At 67.5% G+C, this 15,862-nt stretch carries 12 protein-coding genes; 7 read left to right on the forward strand and 5 right to left on the reverse strand.

Translation table 11 applies throughout. The features are described from left to right. Nucleotides 1-134: 134 nt before the first annotated feature. The gene (nadC, locus tag ABE459_RS13095; RefSeq protein WP_125465493.1) at nt 135-983 is read right to left on the reverse strand and encodes a carboxylating nicotinate-nucleotide diphosphorylase; all 849 of its coding nucleotides are present in this window, start codon (nt 981-983) and stop codon (nt 135-137) included. A 242-nt stretch (nt 984-1,225) separates the two neighbouring features. Here nadC and ABE459_RS13100 point away from each other — a divergent pair, with 242 nt between their 5' ends. From ABE459_RS13100 to ABE459_RS13115, 4 genes are all read left to right on the forward strand, one after another. Next, nucleotides 1,226-3,334 carry a DUF1631 domain-containing protein gene (locus tag ABE459_RS13100; RefSeq protein WP_323830613.1) on the forward strand — a complete coding sequence of 703 codons (2,109 nt, stop codon included), beginning with the start codon at nt 1,226-1,228 and terminating at the stop codon, nt 3,332-3,334. Between the two features lie 77 nt (nt 3,335-3,411). Continuing rightward, nucleotides 3,412-3,978 carry a 1,6-anhydro-N-acetylmuramyl-L-alanine amidase AmpD gene (gene ampD / locus ABE459_RS13105; RefSeq protein ID WP_323830612.1) on the forward strand — a complete coding sequence of 189 codons (567 nt, stop codon included), beginning with the start codon at nt 3,412-3,414 and terminating at the stop codon, nt 3,976-3,978. After that, nucleotides 3,975-4,805 carry a regulatory signaling modulator protein AmpE gene (gene ampE / locus ABE459_RS13110; protein ID WP_323830611.1) on the forward strand — a complete coding sequence of 277 codons (831 nt, stop codon included), beginning with the start codon at nt 3,975-3,977 and terminating at the stop codon, nt 4,803-4,805. Before ampD ends, ampE begins: the two co-directional genes overlap by 4 nt. Before the next feature lie 131 nt (nt 4,806-4,936). After that, nucleotides 4,937-6,949, forward strand: coding sequence for a methyl-accepting chemotaxis protein (locus ABE459_RS13115; protein WP_323830610.1), 2,013 nt, complete (start codon nt 4,937-4,939; stop codon nt 6,947-6,949). 153 nt (nt 6,950-7,102) lie between these two features. On the opposite strand, the gene ABE459_RS13120 is transcribed toward ABE459_RS13115, so the two are convergent. Then, a complete protein-coding gene (locus ABE459_RS13120) occupies nt 7,103-7,879 on the reverse strand; it encodes a TatD family hydrolase (protein ID WP_323830609.1) in 777 nt (258 codons plus the stop codon). 1 nt (nt 7,880) lies between these two features. After that, nucleotides 7,881-8,876, reverse strand: a complete 996-nt coding sequence (gene cra / locus ABE459_RS13125) for a catabolite repressor/activator (RefSeq protein WP_323830608.1) — start codon at nt 8,874-8,876, stop codon at nt 7,881-7,883. 296 nt (nt 8,877-9,172) lie between these two features. Here cra and ptsP point away from each other — a divergent pair, with 296 nt between their 5' ends. From ptsP to ABE459_RS13140, 3 genes are read left to right on the forward strand one after another with little or no spacing between them, the layout of a single operon-like run. Beyond that, on the forward strand, nt 9,173-12,025 hold the full coding sequence (gene ptsP, locus ABE459_RS13130) for a phosphoenolpyruvate--protein phosphotransferase (protein ID WP_323830607.1): 2,853 nt from the start codon (nt 9,173-9,175) through the stop codon (nt 12,023-12,025). A 1-nt stretch (nt 12,026) separates the two neighbouring features. Further along, a complete protein-coding gene (pfkB, locus tag ABE459_RS13135; RefSeq protein WP_323830606.1) occupies nt 12,027-12,971 on the forward strand; it encodes a 1-phosphofructokinase in 945 nt (314 codons plus the stop codon). Continuing rightward, the gene (locus tag ABE459_RS13140; protein ID WP_323830605.1) at nt 12,971-14,698 is read left to right on the forward strand and encodes a PTS fructose-like transporter subunit IIB; all 1,728 of its coding nucleotides are present in this window, start codon (nt 12,971-12,973) and stop codon (nt 14,696-14,698) included. The genes pfkB and ABE459_RS13140 overlap by 1 nt, the downstream gene beginning before the upstream one ends. Nucleotides 14,699-14,765: 67 nt before the next feature. Here the strand turns inward: ABE459_RS13140 and lepB are convergent, their stop codons facing one another. Next, on the reverse strand, nt 14,766-15,542 hold the full coding sequence (gene lepB / locus ABE459_RS13145; RefSeq protein ID WP_323830604.1) for a signal peptidase I: 777 nt from the start codon (nt 15,540-15,542) through the stop codon (nt 14,766-14,768). 66 nt (nt 15,543-15,608) lie between these two features. After that, nucleotides 15,609-15,833 (reverse strand): DUF3820 family protein, encoded by a 225-nt coding sequence (locus ABE459_RS13150; RefSeq protein ID WP_110995897.1) that lies wholly within the window; start codon nt 15,831-15,833, stop codon nt 15,609-15,611. Nucleotides 15,834-15,862: the final 29 nt, after the last annotated feature.

A 15,862-nucleotide genomic window follows, 5' to 3' on the forward strand; every position in this document is an offset into this window, starting at 1 on the left:
GGCGTGGCTACCGCTTTGGCCTGGCCAACCCTGCGGGGGGCAAGCCCGCCCCCACGATCGGTGGGTGCGGGCTTGCCCCGCGATGAAAAAAAACCGGCCTCCAGGGGCCGGTTTTTTTGTGCCTGTGGAAAACCTTACAGGCTCAGGCGCATCGACAGGTCCACCGCCTTCACATCCTTGGTCATGGCACCAATGGAGATGTAGTCCACTCCGGTCTCGGCGATCACCCGCAGGGTGGTCTCGTTGACCCCGCCGCTGGCCTCGAGCTTGGCCTTGCCGGCGTTGATGCGCACCGCCTCGCGCATTTCATCCAGGGTCAGTTCGTCGAGCATGACGATATCGGCCCCGGCCGCCAGTGCCTGGCGCAGCTCGTCCAGGCTTTCCACTTCGATTTCCACCGGCTTGCCCGGGGCGATGCGGTGCGCCGCAGCCACTGCCTGGGCCACGCCGCCACTGGCAGCGATATGGTTTTCCTTGATCAGGAAGGCGTCGTACAGGCCAATGCGGTGGTTGTGGCAGCCACCGCAGGTGACCGCGTACTTCTGCGCCAGGCGCAGGCCCGGCAGGGTCTTGCGGGTGTCGAGCAGGCGCACCTGGGTGCCCTCTACCAGGTCGGCGAGCAAGCGTGCGCGGGTGGCCACGCCCGAGAGCATCTGCAGGAAATTCAGCGCCGAGCGCTCACCGCTGAGCAGCGAGCGTGCCGGGCCTTCGAGGTGGAACAGCACCTGGTTGGCGCTGGCCCGCTCGCCATCCGCCACCTGCCAGTGCACCGCCACCCGCGGGTCGAGCTGGCGGAACACGGCATCCACCCAGGCCGTGCCGGCAACCACGCAATCTTCGCGGGTGATGATGGTCGCCTTGGCCAGGCGCTCGGCCGGGATCAGCTGGGCGGTGATGTCGCCGCTGCCGATGTCTTCGAGCAGCGCGCGGCGCACGTTGGCTTCGATTTCGGCGGTCAGGTCGGCGAGGCGTAGGTTCGGCATGGTCGGCTCCACAAGCTAGATGGCGGCGATTATAGGGCAGGGGGGCGGTGTGTACAGCAGCGCGGACGATGACCGTTGGTCGGGCTCTGCGAGTGATTGCGGTAAAGCACGGTCTGTTGAGTCGTGCGAAAGGCACGCTGGCAGCTGTAATGATTTTCACAGATAATGGCGCCTTGTATTTGGCGTCATAGCTTTGACGATTTTTGCGCGGTGATTACGCAACATCCATCAAGGAGTCCGGGATGCATGAAGAAGGCAAGGTGGTGCCCTTGGCGGCAGCCATCGATCGAGGTGCGCAAACGCCCTCGCCCAGCCTTCCGTTGTTGCTCCTGCAAGTGCGTGACAAGGCCGCGCTTCAGCTGCGCCAAGGCCTTCAGGCATTGTTCGACAACGCCGACGACACCCTGTTCGAGATGGCCGACAAAGCCCGCGACCGTCTTGATCAGAATCTGCACTTCGAGGCCATGCGTGACTTGCGCCTCAAGCGCAAGAGCATAGAGCGCGGCTTTCTCGACACCTTCTACCAGGCCTTCGCCCTGATCGGTCAGGCCGATGCCATGGCCGCACCGGCGCATTCCATCGTGGTCCAGGCGATGGTCGACCGTGTACTGTCGCGCGACGGTTTCGACTTGCTGCAACTGAACCTGCGCTGCGCCGCCCTGCTCGAGCAGGGCCTGGACCCGGCCTGCAACCCGCTGGGGCCTGGCAACCTGTGTGGCTACTTCCTCACTGCCGGGCGCAACCTGGGCGTGGGGCCTGAGGTCAAGCAGGTCCTGCTCAAACTGTTCGAGCGCTATGTGTTGCGCGACCTCGACCTGCTCTATGGCGAGGCCAACCAGTTGCTCGTCGCTGCTGGCGTGTTGCCTGACCTGGCGCCCGCGCCACGCCGTCGCGCCGACGATCGACGCAATATTCCCCGCAGGGTGGCGGCCAGCCCTGCGCAAGAGAGGGGCGCCGGGGTCGACGTTGCCGGTCAGGCGTTCTTCGCCTCCCTGCAAGCCCTGCTGGCCCCTGTTCGCGGGCGTATAGCGCCGCGCCTGCAGGCGGCCACCGACGCACAGCCGATCAGCACCGGCGACCTGCTGCGCCTTTTGACCCACCTGCAGCATTATGTTCCGGGCCCCGGCGAGGCAGACGATTTCGACCTGGGCATGCAGCTCGAACAGCTGGTGCTGCGGGTCAGCGTGCGCAGCGGCACACGCCGCTATATCGCCACCGGCGACGAAGACATGATCAACCTGTTCGGCCTGCTGTTCACCTTCATCGACGCTGACCACAACCTGCCAGCGACAGTGCGCGCGCTGGTCGGCCGCCTGCATATCCCGCTGCTCAAGGTTGCCCTGATCGACAAAGGCCTGTTCAGCCGCGCCAGCCACCCGGCACGCCGCCTGCTCAACGAGATCGCCGCCGTGGCCATCGGCTGGGAGGCCGACGGCGAGGGCCTGCACCGGCGCGTCGAGCGCATCGTCCAGCGGCTGCTCAAGGACTTCGCCGAAGACTGTCAGCTGTTCGACGAACTGCTCGACGAGTTTCTTGCCTTTAGCCAGGACGAACGGCGGCGCAACGAACTGCTCGAGCAACGCACCCGCGACGCCGAGGAAGGGCGCGCACGGGCGTTGCAGGCCAAGCTGCGGGTACAGCAGGCACTTAACCTGCGCCTGCGCGGCCGGGTGTTGCCGCAGGTGGTGGTGCAGATGCTGGAGCAGGCCTGGAGCCAGGTGCTGCTGCTGGCCTGGCTGAAGCAGGGCGAGGCGTCTGCGGCCTGGCGCGCTGGCCTGGCGACGGTCGACCAGTTGCTGGCCAGCATTGCCCCGCAACGGGAACCTGCGCAGTTGCTGGAGCAGCTGCCCGGCCTGCTCAAAGCGTTGCGCGAGGGGCTGGCGGGCGTGGCGTTGGACGCCGCGGCCACCCGTGATTTCTTCCAGCACCTGGAGCAGTTGCACCAGCGCGCCTGCGGCGGCCCGTGGGTGCCTGATGATGCGTTGCAGGAGGTGTGCGTACAGGCCGATATCGTCCTGGCCATTGCCGAGCAAACGCCCGGTGGCCCTTGCCTGGACGGCGATGAGCAGGCGCCCGCGCAGCGCCTGGTGGAGCACTTGCGCATCGGCGCCTGGATCGAGGTGCTGGACGACGAAGAGCCACTGCGCTGCAAGCTGGTGGCCCGCATCGACGGCAGCGACCGGCTGGTGTTCGCCAACCGTACCGGCATGAAAGTGCGCGAATGGAGCCACGCGGGCCTGGCCCAGGCGCTGTGCCTGGGCCAGGTGCGCACGCTCGATGACGGGCAGTTGTTCGAGCGTGCACTGGAGGCCGTGCTGGCGCGGCTGCGTGCCGAGCAGGGCATTGGCTGAACAATCATTTACATGCAAGCGCTGCACGTGCGCGGCATACTAAACGCCTGCCCCCGGCGTCATTCAGGATCTGCCCCATGCAATTGGACCATGCGACCGGCTGGTTCACCGGCGTAAGCCACTGCCCTTCACCGAACTGCAATGCCCGCCCTGACGGCGAGGCGATCTCGCTGCTGGTGATCCACAACATCAGCCTGCCACCGGCCTGCTTCGGCACCGGCAAGGTCCAGCAGTTCTTCCAGAACCGCCTCGACCCGAACGAGCACCCCTATTTCGCCAGCATCAGCCACCTGACCGTGTCGGCGCACCTGTTCGTCGAGCGCGACGGCGCGGTCACCCAGTTCGTCTCGCTGCTCGACCGCGCCTGGCACGCGGGTGTGTCGCGCTTCGAGGACCGTGAAGGCTGCAACGACTTTTCCATCGGTATCGAGCTGGAAGGCACCGACGACTTGCCCTACACCGATGCCCAGTACAGCGCCCTGCGCCAACTCACCCAAGCGATTCGCGTAGCCTGGCCAGTGATCGACCTGCAGCGCATTTGCGGCCATAGCGATATCGCCCCGCAACGCAAGACCGACCCAGGCCCGGCCTTCGACTGGCCGCGCTACCGCGACGCTGTGCAACGCAATGAGGACAAGGCATGAGTTTTCTGGTGTTGGTGCTGGCGCTGTGGTTCGAGAAGTTTTCGTCGCTGCGCCAACGGTTGCAGCGCGACGGTTTCTACCTTGGCGAACTGGTGCGCCTGGAGCGCAGCGGCAAGGTTCACCCCTGGTGGACCCTGGCCATCCTGATCCTCGCCCCGGTGGCGCTGCTGGTCCTGCTGCTGCATGTGCTGGAGCCGGTAGCCTATGGCTTGCTGGCGCTGCCGGTGCATCTGCTGGTGCTGATCTACAGCCTCGGCCGCGGTGACGTCAAAGCCGCCCTTGGCCCGTTCCGCGATGCCTGGCGCCGTGGCGACGACCAGGCCGCGCTGCACGTGGCCGAGCGCGACCTGGGGCTGGCCGCCGACGATGCCACGGGCCTGATCAAGCGGGCCCAGGGGCATCTGCTGTGGCAGGCCTACCAGAGTTTCTTCGCGGTGATCTTCTGGTACTTCCTGCTCGGTCCGGCGGCGGCGCTGGCCTACCGCTTGCTGGCCTTGACCGGCGAAAACAGCCGCCAGCCGGCGCTCAAGACCCTCGCCGAGCAACTGCGCCATGCGCTGGACTGGCTGCCGGTACGGGTGCTGGCGGTGAGCTTTGCCCTGGTCGGCAACTTCGTCGCAGTCACCCGGGTGATGCTGCACGAACTGCTCGACTGGCATATCAGCGCCGGCCATCTGGTGGCCAAGGTCGGTCGGGTAGCCGACGACATTCCCGAGGAAGAAGACCGCCAGCGCGGGCTGGAGCGGCTGGACAGCCTGTGGGAGCTGCTGCTGCGCAGCGCGGTGCTGTGGTATGCCTGTTTCGCCCTGTGGACGGTACTGGTCTGACGCAAAGGTTGAGCGCGGGTCGCTTAACCTTAAGTTACAAACCTTGAATTCATTCTGCGTTATACAAAGTGTTTGGCCCTCGATGGCCAAGTGCTACCCCGCAGAACAACAAGAATTCAAGGAGGTGACCTGTGAAGCGTCTGCTCTATCCGGCCATCGCGCTGATGAATCGGCTGAGCTTCGGCATGAAGTTCAGCCTGATCAGCGTCCTGTTCTTCCTGCCCATGCTGGTCACCAGCTTCTATCTGGTTCGCGACGCCTATAACCAGTTCCACGCCACCCGCGTCGAGCTGCAGGGCCTGGCCCCACTGGGCGAGAGCCTGGCGTTGCGGGGCGACCTGGAAACCCTCGGCAACCTGCTGCAGATCAACGCCGTACTTGGCCAGTCGGGCCAGGCCGGTGATGTGGAAGGCCGAATCGCCAGCTTGCAGGACAAGGTTCAGGCCCGGCTCGAGGCGCTCAAGGGTAGCGACCCGGCCCTCGAAGCCAAGCGCGCCGAGCTGGCCGACGCCTTCACCCGCGCCCGCGGCGAAACCTCGTTGCAGAACAAGGCAGCGTTGTTCGAAAAACTGCTCGCCCAGGCCCAGGTGCTGGGCAAGCTGGTTGCCAGCCAGTCGGGCCTCAACCAGGACAGCCAGGCCTCGGTGCGTCAGCTCGGCGAGCTGATCGGCAGTGCCACGGCGCAGGTCACCCAGGCCCTTGGCGAAGGGCGGGCGATGGGCTCGGTGGCCTTGGGCCGCGGCTTCATGGACTCCGCCGGCAGCGCCCGTTTCGAAGACCTGCTGCAACGCCTGGAGCGGCTCTCTGCCGACTACGCCATCCGCCTGGACGACGCCCTGGCTGCCGACAACCGGGCCAAGGCGGCGCTGGCGGCCACTGCCCAGGCCAGCCAAGCCACGGTCAAGCAGGCCGCCAGCTTGTTCGAGGACCAGGTGGTGGTGGCCGAGACCCTGGACGCGCCCTGGGCCGGTTTCTACCAGCAGACCAGCGAGCTGATGGCCCAGACCTACCGCCTCAACGACGCCGTGCTGGCTCAATTGAACGGGCAACTGGAAGACCGCCTCGCCCAGCACCGCCTGCGCATGGTCGCCCTGGTCGCCGCGCTGGCCACGGTGTTCGTGCTGATCATCTACCTCTACAGCGGTTTTTACGTGTCCACCCGCGAAACCCTGGGCAAGCTCGGCAGCGCCATGGACAAAGTGGCCGCCGGCGACATGACGGTGAGTTTCCAGGCCAGCAGCCAGGACGAACTGGGCGAGCTGGGCCGTGGTTTCAGCGAGACCGTGCGGCGCATCCGCGGGTTGATCGAACAGGTCGGCCATACGGTAGCCACGGTCGAGGAACAGGCCGGCCAGGTGTTGTCGGTGTCGGCGCGCAGCAACCAGGCGGTTGGCGGCCAGCGCGAGCAGATCGAGCAGGTGGCCACGGCCATGAACCAGATGACCGCCACCGCGCTGGAAGTGGCGCGCAGCGCGGCGCTGGCGGCCGAGGGCGCACAACGGGTCAACCACGAAAGCGCCTCGGGCCGCGACCTGGTCGAAAGCCAGCAGGGCAGCATCGCCCGCCTGGCGGGGGAGATCGACCAGAGCGTGGTGGCGGTCAACCAGCTGGCCGCCGACAGCCAGGCCATCGGCCGGGTACTGGAGGTGATCCGCAGCATTGCCGAGCAGACCAACCTGCTGGCCCTCAACGCCGCCATCGAAGCCGCCCGGGCCGGCGAGCAGGGCCGCGGCTTTGCGGTAGTGGCCGATGAAGTACGCACACTGGCCAGGCGCACCCAGGACTCCACCGAGGAGATCGCCCAGATGATCGAGCGCCTGCGCGAGGGGGTCGGTGCGGCGGTGCGGGTGATGGGCAGCAGCCACCAGATGGCCGCCGGCACGGTGGACGAGGCGCGCCAGGTGCAGCAGGCGCTGGGCAACATCCTTGGCGCGGTCAGCGGCATCGTCGAGCAGAACCAGCAGATCGCGGCAGCGGTGGAGCAGCAGACCGCCGTGGCCCACGACATCGACCAGAACATCGTGGCGATCAACCGGGCCGCCCAGGACACTACCGAAGGCGCCTGCCAGACCGAGGATGCCAGCCGGGCGTTGTCGGTGCAGGTGGTGGAGTTGAAGCGACTTATCGGAGCGTTCAGGGTCTGACCCCGTTCACGGTCCCTGTTGGAGCGGCCTTGTGTCGCGAACGGGCTGCGTAGCAGCCCCAGGATTTCAGCGGCGACGCGCAGATTGCTGGGGCTGCTCTGCAGCCCTTTCGCGACACAAGGCCGCTCCTACACAGATCGCGTCGCCTGGCAGTTACCAGCCAAACAGCTCGCCGGCATTACGGCTACTGGCCTCGGCCAGCAGCCCGACGTCAACCCCCATCACCTCGGCCAGGGCACCGGCGATCTCCGGCAGGTGCTCCGGGCTGTTGCGCATCCCCGGATACATCACCGGCGCCATGTCCGGCGAGTCCGTCTCCAGCACCACGCTGTCCAGCGGCAGACGCGCCAGGGTCTTGCGCAGCCGCAACGCCTGTGGCCAGGTCGCCGCGCCGCCCAGGCCCAGCTTGAAGCCCAGCTTGAGGTACTCGCGCGCCTCTTCATGACTGCCGGCAAAGGCATGGATGATCCCCGCCCGCCGCGGTTTGTAGCGTTTGAGCGTGGCGATCACCTGGGCGTGGCTGCGGCGCACGTGCAGCAGGGCCGGCAGTTCGAAGTCGCAGGCCAGTTGCAGCTGGGCTTCGAACAGCGCTTGCTGGCGCTGCGGGTCAAGTTCCGGCAGGTAGTAGTCCAGGCCGAACTCGCCCACCGCGCACAGGCGAGGGTCGCCACGCAGGCGCTCCAGCCAGTCGCGCAACTGCACCAGGTGCTCCGGGCGATGCTGGTCGAGGTAGACCGGGTGCAGGCCCAGTGCCGCGTACAGGCGCGAGTCACTGCAGGCCAGCTCCCACACGCGCTGGAAGTTGGCCTGGTACACCCCCAGCACCACCATCCGTTCCACCCCGCGCGCCGCCGCGTTGGCCAGCAGCTGCGGGCGGTCGGCGTCGAAGTCGGGGAAGTCGAGGTGGGTGTGGGTGTCGATCAGGCGCATGTCAGGCGCCCGGAATGCGTTGCTTGAAGGTGCGACCGATGGCGTGCACGCCGGGCTCGTAGCGCTTCTCTTCGATGGCGGCCAGCGCCAGCTCCAGCGCGGTGGCGGCAATCAGCCCGTGTTGCTGGGCCATGGCGTTGACCGGCAGTGGCAGGAAGTCGAGCAACTGGTTGTCACCGAAGGTGCCCAGTTGCAGCTGGCGCGAATCGGCCGGGCGCGCCTGCAGGATGTCGAACACCCCTTGCAGCAGCACATAGGAGGTGGTCACCAGGGCGTCCGGCAGGCCGCCGTGTTCGGCGATCAGTTGCTGCATCAGGCGCTGGCCGCACTCGCGGCTGAACGCATCGCCCTGGTAGCGGCGCACTTCCCCGGCATAGCCCTGCATGGCCTCGTCGAAGCCACCGGCGCGGGCCTGGCTCACCGACAGCTCGGGGCGGGCGCCGATCAGCGCGATGCTTTGTGGGCGGGTGTTCAACAGGCTCTCGGCGAGCTGACGGCTGGCGTCGCGGTCGTCGCTGATGACCGAGCAGAAGTGCGCCGGGTCCAGGCGCCGGTCGATGGCGATCACCGGCAGGCCCTTGTCCTGCAGCTCACGGTAGCTGTCGTCCTCGGGCGGCAGGCAGCTGGCGACGAACAGCGCATCGCAGCGGCGGGCGCGGAACAGTTGCTGCAACTGGTGCTCGCTGCCGGGCTGGTCGTCGCTGCTGGCGATCAGCAACTGGTAACCACGGGCGCGGGCGCCCTGTTCCAGCTGCTTGGCAATGCGGGCGTAGCTGGGGTTCTCGAGGTCGGGGAGAATGAAGCCCAGGGTGCGGGTGTGTCGGCTGCGCAGGCCGGCGGCCTGCGGGTTGGGGGTGAAGCCATGGGCCTCGACCACCGCGCGCACGCGCTCGACGGTACTGTTGCTGATGCGCTGCTGCTCGGCCTTGCCATTGATGACGTAGCTGGCCGTGGTCACGGACACACCGGCCAGACGGGCGATATCGCTGAGTTTCACCGAATTTTCCTTGTTATTTCCGGGGCTGACTGCTTGCCTGACCGGGTAGTTTCACCCAAGCGCAGGCCCGCGCGCAGACGACCATTGTCGCAATTGTCCGACAGGATGGGGCTTTTTCGTCGGCAGATTATCGAGTAACGTGGCCGCTTGGTCAGATTAATCGTTTCAGCTTGGCTGATTTTTCCTGCTTGCCACATCCAGCCTGGCCACTTGCGCTGATCAATTGAACGGCTTTTGCCGGAAAAATCCACAACAATACCTCGGTACCCCACCTGGGCGCCGGAAAGGAGAAGGTCATGCTCGAGCTTGCCGTGGAGCAGATTGCCATGGGCCAGAAGGCTGCCGACAAAGGCGAGGCGTTGGCCTTGCTGGCCGCGCGGCTGGTGGCCGACGGGCTGGTTGCCGAGGGCTATGTCGACGGCTTGCGCGCCCGCGAGGCGCAGGGCTCGACCTTCCTCGGCCAGGGCATCGCCATCCCTCATGGCACACCGCAGACCCGCGAGCTGGTGTTCGCTACCGGCGTGCGCCTGCTGCAGTTCCCCGAAGGGGTGGACTGGGGCGACGGGCAGATTGTGTACCTGGCCATCGGCATCGCCGCCCGTTCCGACGAACACCTGCGCTTGCTGCAACTGCTCACCCGCGCCCTCGGCGAGACCGACCTGGCCGAGGCCTTGCGCCGCGCCGGCAGTGCCGAGGCCTTGCTCAAGCTGCTGCAAGGCGCCCCCCAGGAACTGGCACTGGATGCGCAACTGGTCGGCCTCAACCTGGCCGCCGAAGACTTCGACGAACTGGCTTGGCGCGGTGCACGCCTGTTGCAGCGCGCCGGCTGTGTCGACAGCGGTTTTGCCGCCGTACTGCAACAGGCCGAGCCGCTGCCCCTGGGCGAAGGCTTGTGGTGGCTGCACAGCGAGCGCCAGGTGCGCCAGCCGGGCCTGGCCTTCATCACCCCGCAAACACCCCTGCGTTACCGCGATCAGCCACTCAATGGCCTGTTCTGCCTGGCCAGCCTCGGTGCCGCGCACCAGGCCTTGCTCGAACGCCTGTGCGAAGTGCTGATCGAAGGCCGCGGGCAGATGCTCTACCAGGCCACCAGCAGCCGCGCCGTGCTCGAAGTGCTCGGCGGTGAAGCGCCTGCCGACTGGCCCAGCGCCCGGGTGGCGCTGGCCAACCCCCATGGCTTGCATGCCCGCCCGGCCAAGGAACTGGCGCAGTTGGCCAAAGGTTTCGAAGGCGAGATCCGCGTGCGTGTGCTCGACAGCCCCCAGCCTGCGGTTTCGGTCAAGAGCCTGAGCAAGCTGCTCAGCCTGGGCGCCCGGCGTGGCCAGGTGCTGGAGCTGATCGCCGAACCGGGCATCGCCAGTGACGCGCTGCCGGTATTGCTGGCCGCCATCGAGCAAGGCCTTGGTGAGGAGGTGGAGCCACTGCCGGCCGTTACCCAGCCTGTCACCGAGGCATCCGCGCAGGTGCTTGAGGCACCGCTGCCCGGCAGCACTGTCCAAGGCGTCGCGGCAGCCCCCGGGATTGCCAGCGGGCCGGCCTTTGTGCGGGTCGAGCGCGACATCGACTACCCCCTGCGCGGCGAGTCCCCGGCACAGGAGCGCCTGAAATTGCGCAGCGCCGTGGCGGCGGTGCACGCCGAGCTGCAGGCCCTGGTGCAGCGCAGTGACAAGGCCATCGGCGAAATCTTCGTCACCCATCAAGAGATGCTCAGCGACCCGGCCCTGATGGACGAGGTCGAGCTGCGCCTGGCCCAGGGCGAAAGCGCCGCCGCCGCCTGGATGGCCGTGATCGACGCCGCCGCGCGCCAGCAGGAGGCCCTGCACGACACCCTGCTGGCCGAGCGCGCCGCCGACCTGCGCGACATCGGCCGGCGTGTGCTAGCCCAGCTGTGCGGTGTGCAGCAGGCCGCCGAGCCGGCACAACCTTACGTGCTGGTGATGGCCGAAGTGGGCCCCTCGGACGTGGCGCGCCTGGACCCGGTACGGGTCGCCGGCATCGTCACCGCCCAGGGCGGCGCCACTGCCCACAGCGCCATCGTTGCCCGCGCCCTGGGCATCCCGGCGGTGGTCGGTGCCGGCGCGGCGATCCTGCTGCTCGACAGCGGCACGCCGCTGTTGCTCGACGGCCAGCGCGGGCGTGTCGCCATTGCCCCGCCCGCCGATGAACTGCAACGCGCCCTGGCCGAACGCGACGCCCGCGAGCGGCGCTTGCAGATTTCCTGGGCCAACCGCCATGAACCGGCAGTGACCCGCGACGCCCACCGCGTCGAAGTGTGCGCCAACATTGGCGAAAGCAGCGGCATCGACAAGGTGGTGGAGCAGGGCGCCGAAGGCGTCGGCCTGCTGCGCACCGAGCTGATCTTCATGGCCCACCCGCAGGCCCCCGACGTGGCCACCCAGGAAGCCGAATACCGCCGCGTGCTCGACGGCCTGGGCGGGCGGCCACTGGTGGTGCGCACCCTCGACGTGGGCGGCGACAAGCCCTTGCCCTACTGGCCGATCGCGGCGGAAGACAACCCCTTCCTCGGCGTGCGCGGCGTACGCCTGACCCTGCAGCGCCCGCAGGTGATGGAAGAGCAGTTGCGCGCCCTGCTGCGCGCGGCAGGCAATCGCCCCCTGCGGATCATGTTCCCCATGGTCGGGCAGGTGCACGAATGGCGCGCCGCCAAGGCCATGGTCGAGCGCTTGCGCCTGGAGATCCCGGTGAGCGACCTGCAGGTCGGGATCATGGTCGAGGTGCCGTCCGCCGCGCTGCTGGCCCCGCAGTTGGCGCGCGAGGTGGACTTCTTCAGTATCGGCACCAACGACCTCACCCAGTACACCCTGGCCATCGACCGCGGCCACCCAAGCCTTTCGGCCCAGGCCGACGGCCTGCACCCGGCCGTACTCCAACTGATCGACATGACCGTGCGCGCCGCCCACGCCGAAGGCAAATGGGTGGGTATCTGCGGTGAATTGGCGGCCGACCCGCAGGCGGTCGCGGTGTTGCTGGGGCTGGAGGTGGATGAGTTGAGTGTCGCCGCCCGCAGCATCCCCGAAGTCAAGGCACTGGTGCGCCAGGCCACCCTATCGACGGCCCGCGCCCTGGCGCGCGAGGCCCTGCAACAAGACAGCGCCGAAGCGGTCCGGGCGCTGGTGGAGCGTTACTGAAATGGCCAAGATCCTCACCCTTACCCTCAACCCGGCGCTGGACATCACCGTCAGCCTCGACCGCCTGCAGGCCGGTGCCGTCAACCGCAGCCAGGCCCAGCACAGCCATGCCGCCGGCAAGGGCCTGAACGTCGCCCAGGTGCTGGCCGACCTGGGCCACAGCGTCACCGTCGGTGGTTTTCTCGGCCAGGACAACCTGCAACCCTTCGAGGCGCTGATCGCCCAGCGCGGCTTTGCCGACTGCTTCGTCCGCGTGCCTGGCGAGACCCGCAGCAACATCAAGCTGGTCGAGGCCGACGGCCGGGTCACCGACATCAATGGCCAGGGCCCGCAGGTCGATGAGGCCGCCAGGAACGACCTGCTGCACCGCCTGGCGCAGGTAGCGCCGGGGCATGATGCGGTGGTGGTGGCCGGCAGCCTGCCACGAGGGATCAGCCCCGGCTGGCTGCGCGAGTTGCTGCAGATGCTCAAGGTGCAGGGCCTGAAAGTGGCCCTGGACAGCAGCGGCGAAGCCTTGCGCGCCGGCCTGCAGGCCGCGCCCTGGCTGGTCAAGCCGAACACTGACGAGCTGGGTGAAGTGCTCGGCTTGCCGGTGGACGGCCCGGCACAGCAACGCGCCGCCGCCGACCAGTTGCTGGCCAGTGGCGTCGAGCATGTGGTGGTGTCCCAGGGCGAGCACGGTGTCACCTGGTTTGCCGCAGGCCTGGCGCTGCATGCCCAGCCACCGCAGGTGCGCATCGCCAGCACCGTGGGCGCCGGTGATTCACTGGTGGCAGGCATGGTCCATGGCCTGCTGCAGGGCGAAGCGCCCACAGCTACCTTGCGCCGCGCCACCGCGATCGCCGCCCAGGCGGTCACCCAGGTCGGTTTCGGCATCCACGACCGCGAGCAACTGGCGCGCCTGGAAGCCGCCGTGCACCTGACAGAACAACAAGAGGGCTGCTGATGAACATTGCCATTGTCACCGCCTGCCCCAACGGCCAGGTGTCCAGCGTGCTCAGTGCGCGCCTGTTGGCCGCCGCCGCCCAGCGTCGAGGCTGGAGCACCAGTGTCGAAGTGCAGGAGGCCGAACACCCCGAGCGGCGCCTGTCGCCCGCGCAGATCGCCGAGGCCGACTGGGTGCTGGTAGTGAGCACCGGGCCGGTCGATCTGGCCCGTTTCACCGGCAAGCGCCTGTACCAGAGCACGCCGGCCCAGGCCCTGGCCGACCGCGAAGGCTTTCTTGACGAAGCCGCCGCCAAGGCCCGGGTGCACGAGCAGCAATCCGCCCCCAGTGCGGCAGCCAGCACGCCGAAGATTGTTGCGGTAACGGCTTGCCCGACAGGCGTTGCCCATACCTTCATGGCCGCAGAGGCGCTGCAGCAGGCCGCCCAGGCCCTGGGCTACACGCTGACCGTGGAAACCCAAGGCTCGGTAGGCGCCCGCAACCCATTGCCGGCCGAGGCCATCGCCGCCGCCGACGTGGTGCTGCTGGCCGCCGACATCGAAGTGCCCACCGCGCGCTTCGCTGGCAAGCGCATCTACCGCTGCGGTACCGGCATCGCCCTCAAGCAGGCCCGCGCTACCCTGGACAAGGCCCTGGCCGAAGGCAAGGTGGAAAGCGCCGCTGATGCCGCCAGCGCCCCGCAAAAAACCGAGAAGACCGGCGTCTACAAGCACCTTCTGACCGGCGTGTCGTTCATGCTGCCGATGGTGGTGGCCGGCGGCTTGCTGATCGCCCTGTCGTTCGTGTTCGGCATCGAGGCCTACAAGGAGCCCGGCACGCTGCCGGCGGCATTGATGCAGATCGGCGGCGAAGCGGCGTTCAAACTGATGGTGCCGCTGCTGGCCGGCTACATCGCCTGGTCCATCGCCGACCGCCCGGGCCTGGCGCCGGGGATGATCGGCGGCCTACTGGCCGGCACCCTCGGCGCGGGCTTCATCGGCGGCATCGTCGCCGGCTTTCTCGCCGGTTACAGCGCCAAGGCCATCGCTCGCTGGGTGACCCTGCCCAGCAGCCTCGAAGCGCTCAAGCCGATCCTGATCATCCCGCTGCTGGCCAGCCTGTTCACCGGGCTGGTGATGATCTACGTGGTCGGCCAGCCGGTGGCAGCCATGCTCGCAGGGCTTACGCACTTCCTCGACAGCATGGGCACCACCAACGCCATCCTGCTCGGGCTGCTGCTCGGCGGCATGATGTGCGTCGACCTCGGTGGCCCGATCAACAAGGCCGCCTATGCGTTTTCGGTGGGCTTGCTGGCGTCGTCCAGCTACGCGCCGATGGCGGCGACCATGGCTGCCGGCATGGTGCCGCCGATCGGCCTGGGCATCGCCACCTTCCTCGCCCGGCGCAAGTTCGCCCAGAGCGAGCGCGAGGCCGGCAAGGCGGCGCTGGCGCTGGGGCTGTGCTTTATCTCTGAAGGCGCCATCCCGTTCGCCGCCAAGGACCCTCTGCGGGTGATCCCGGCGAGCATCGCCGGCGGGGCCTTGACCGGCGCGCTGTCGATGTACTTCGGTTGCAAGCTGATGGCCCCGCACGGCGGGCTGTTCGTGCTGCTGATCCCCAATGCGATCAACCACGCGTTGCTGTACTTGCTGGCGATCCTGGCAGGGAGCCTGGTGACGGCGGTGGTGTATGCCGTGATCAAGAAGGGCGAGCAGGTGGAGATGGTGGTGGCGCCGGCCAAGGGCTAGCGCCCATCGGGGGGCACGCCCGCTCCCCGGGGGTTCAAATTGTGGGAGCGGGCTTGCCCCGCGATGGCTATTCGAAGGTCGTACCGATCCGCTGGCGATTCTTCGCGTACCAGACCCCGTTAACCTTCGCCGTTACATCCGCCACTGCAACCTGGCCGAAGTACCGGCTGTCGGTGCTGTTGTCGCGCCGGTCGCCGAGCAGGTAGACATGGCCGGGTTCAACCACCAGGGGCGCCAGGCTCAGTGAATAAGGGCTGCGCACCATCTCGGCGGGGGCATGGAACAAGCCCAGGTTGCGGCCATTGACCAACAGTTCGCCCGCAACGATCTCCAGCCGGTCGCCGGCCACCCCCGCCACGCGCTTGAAGCCTTCCACATTGCCTTGGCGGTACAGCACCACATCCCCCACCTTCAGGTCGCCAAGCAAGCGCGAGTCACTGACGATGTGATCGCCGATCTGCAGCGCCGGCTCCATCGAGCCCGAAGGAATCTGGTCGAGCCGGTAACCGAACAACGGCCCCCGCAGCACCACCAGCACGGCGGCCAGGACCACCACCGCGGCGGCATAGGCCACCAGGCGTGCCCCGGGCGGTTCGCTGCCCGGGTGGCCGCGCCAGGCGATCCAGGCGGCCAGGCAGGCCGAGCCGAGCTTCAGCGCCAACGCGATGCACAGGCCGACGATCACCGCCTTGGGCGTGGCAAACAGGCCGATCAGGAAGAAGTCGATGAGGAACAGTGCCAGCAGTATCAGCGCCCAGCGCAGGCGGCCTACATAGTAGAGGCCTGAGCCTGCGATCAGCAGGGAGATGACAAACGCCGATGAAGCGGATTGACGCGATTGCATGGAAGGTCATTCGTCCTTGAAAAGAGTTCTTCGAGTTTTCGGCGGGTACAACGGAGTCTTGAGCGCTCAGCCCTGACGTGTCTTTGCCCGCAGCGGCACCAGCAGGTCGGCCAGGCCGTTGTGGTCGATCTCATGCATCAATGCCAGCAACGCACCCAGCTCGCCATGGGGGAAACCCTTGCGCGCAAACCACGCCAGGTAATCACCCGGCAGGTCGGCGATGATCCGCCCCTGGTACTTGCCAAAAGGCATGGTGCGGGTAACCAGCAGTTGCAGGGATTCAGGTTTCATTGGCGCGGCAGCCTGTGGCGGGTGAAGCG

It is taken from the genome of Pseudomonas sp. TWI923 (assembly GCF_039673365.1).
Taxonomy (GTDB): domain Bacteria; phylum Pseudomonadota; class Gammaproteobacteria; order Pseudomonadales; family Pseudomonadaceae; genus Aquipseudomonas; species Aquipseudomonas sichuanensis.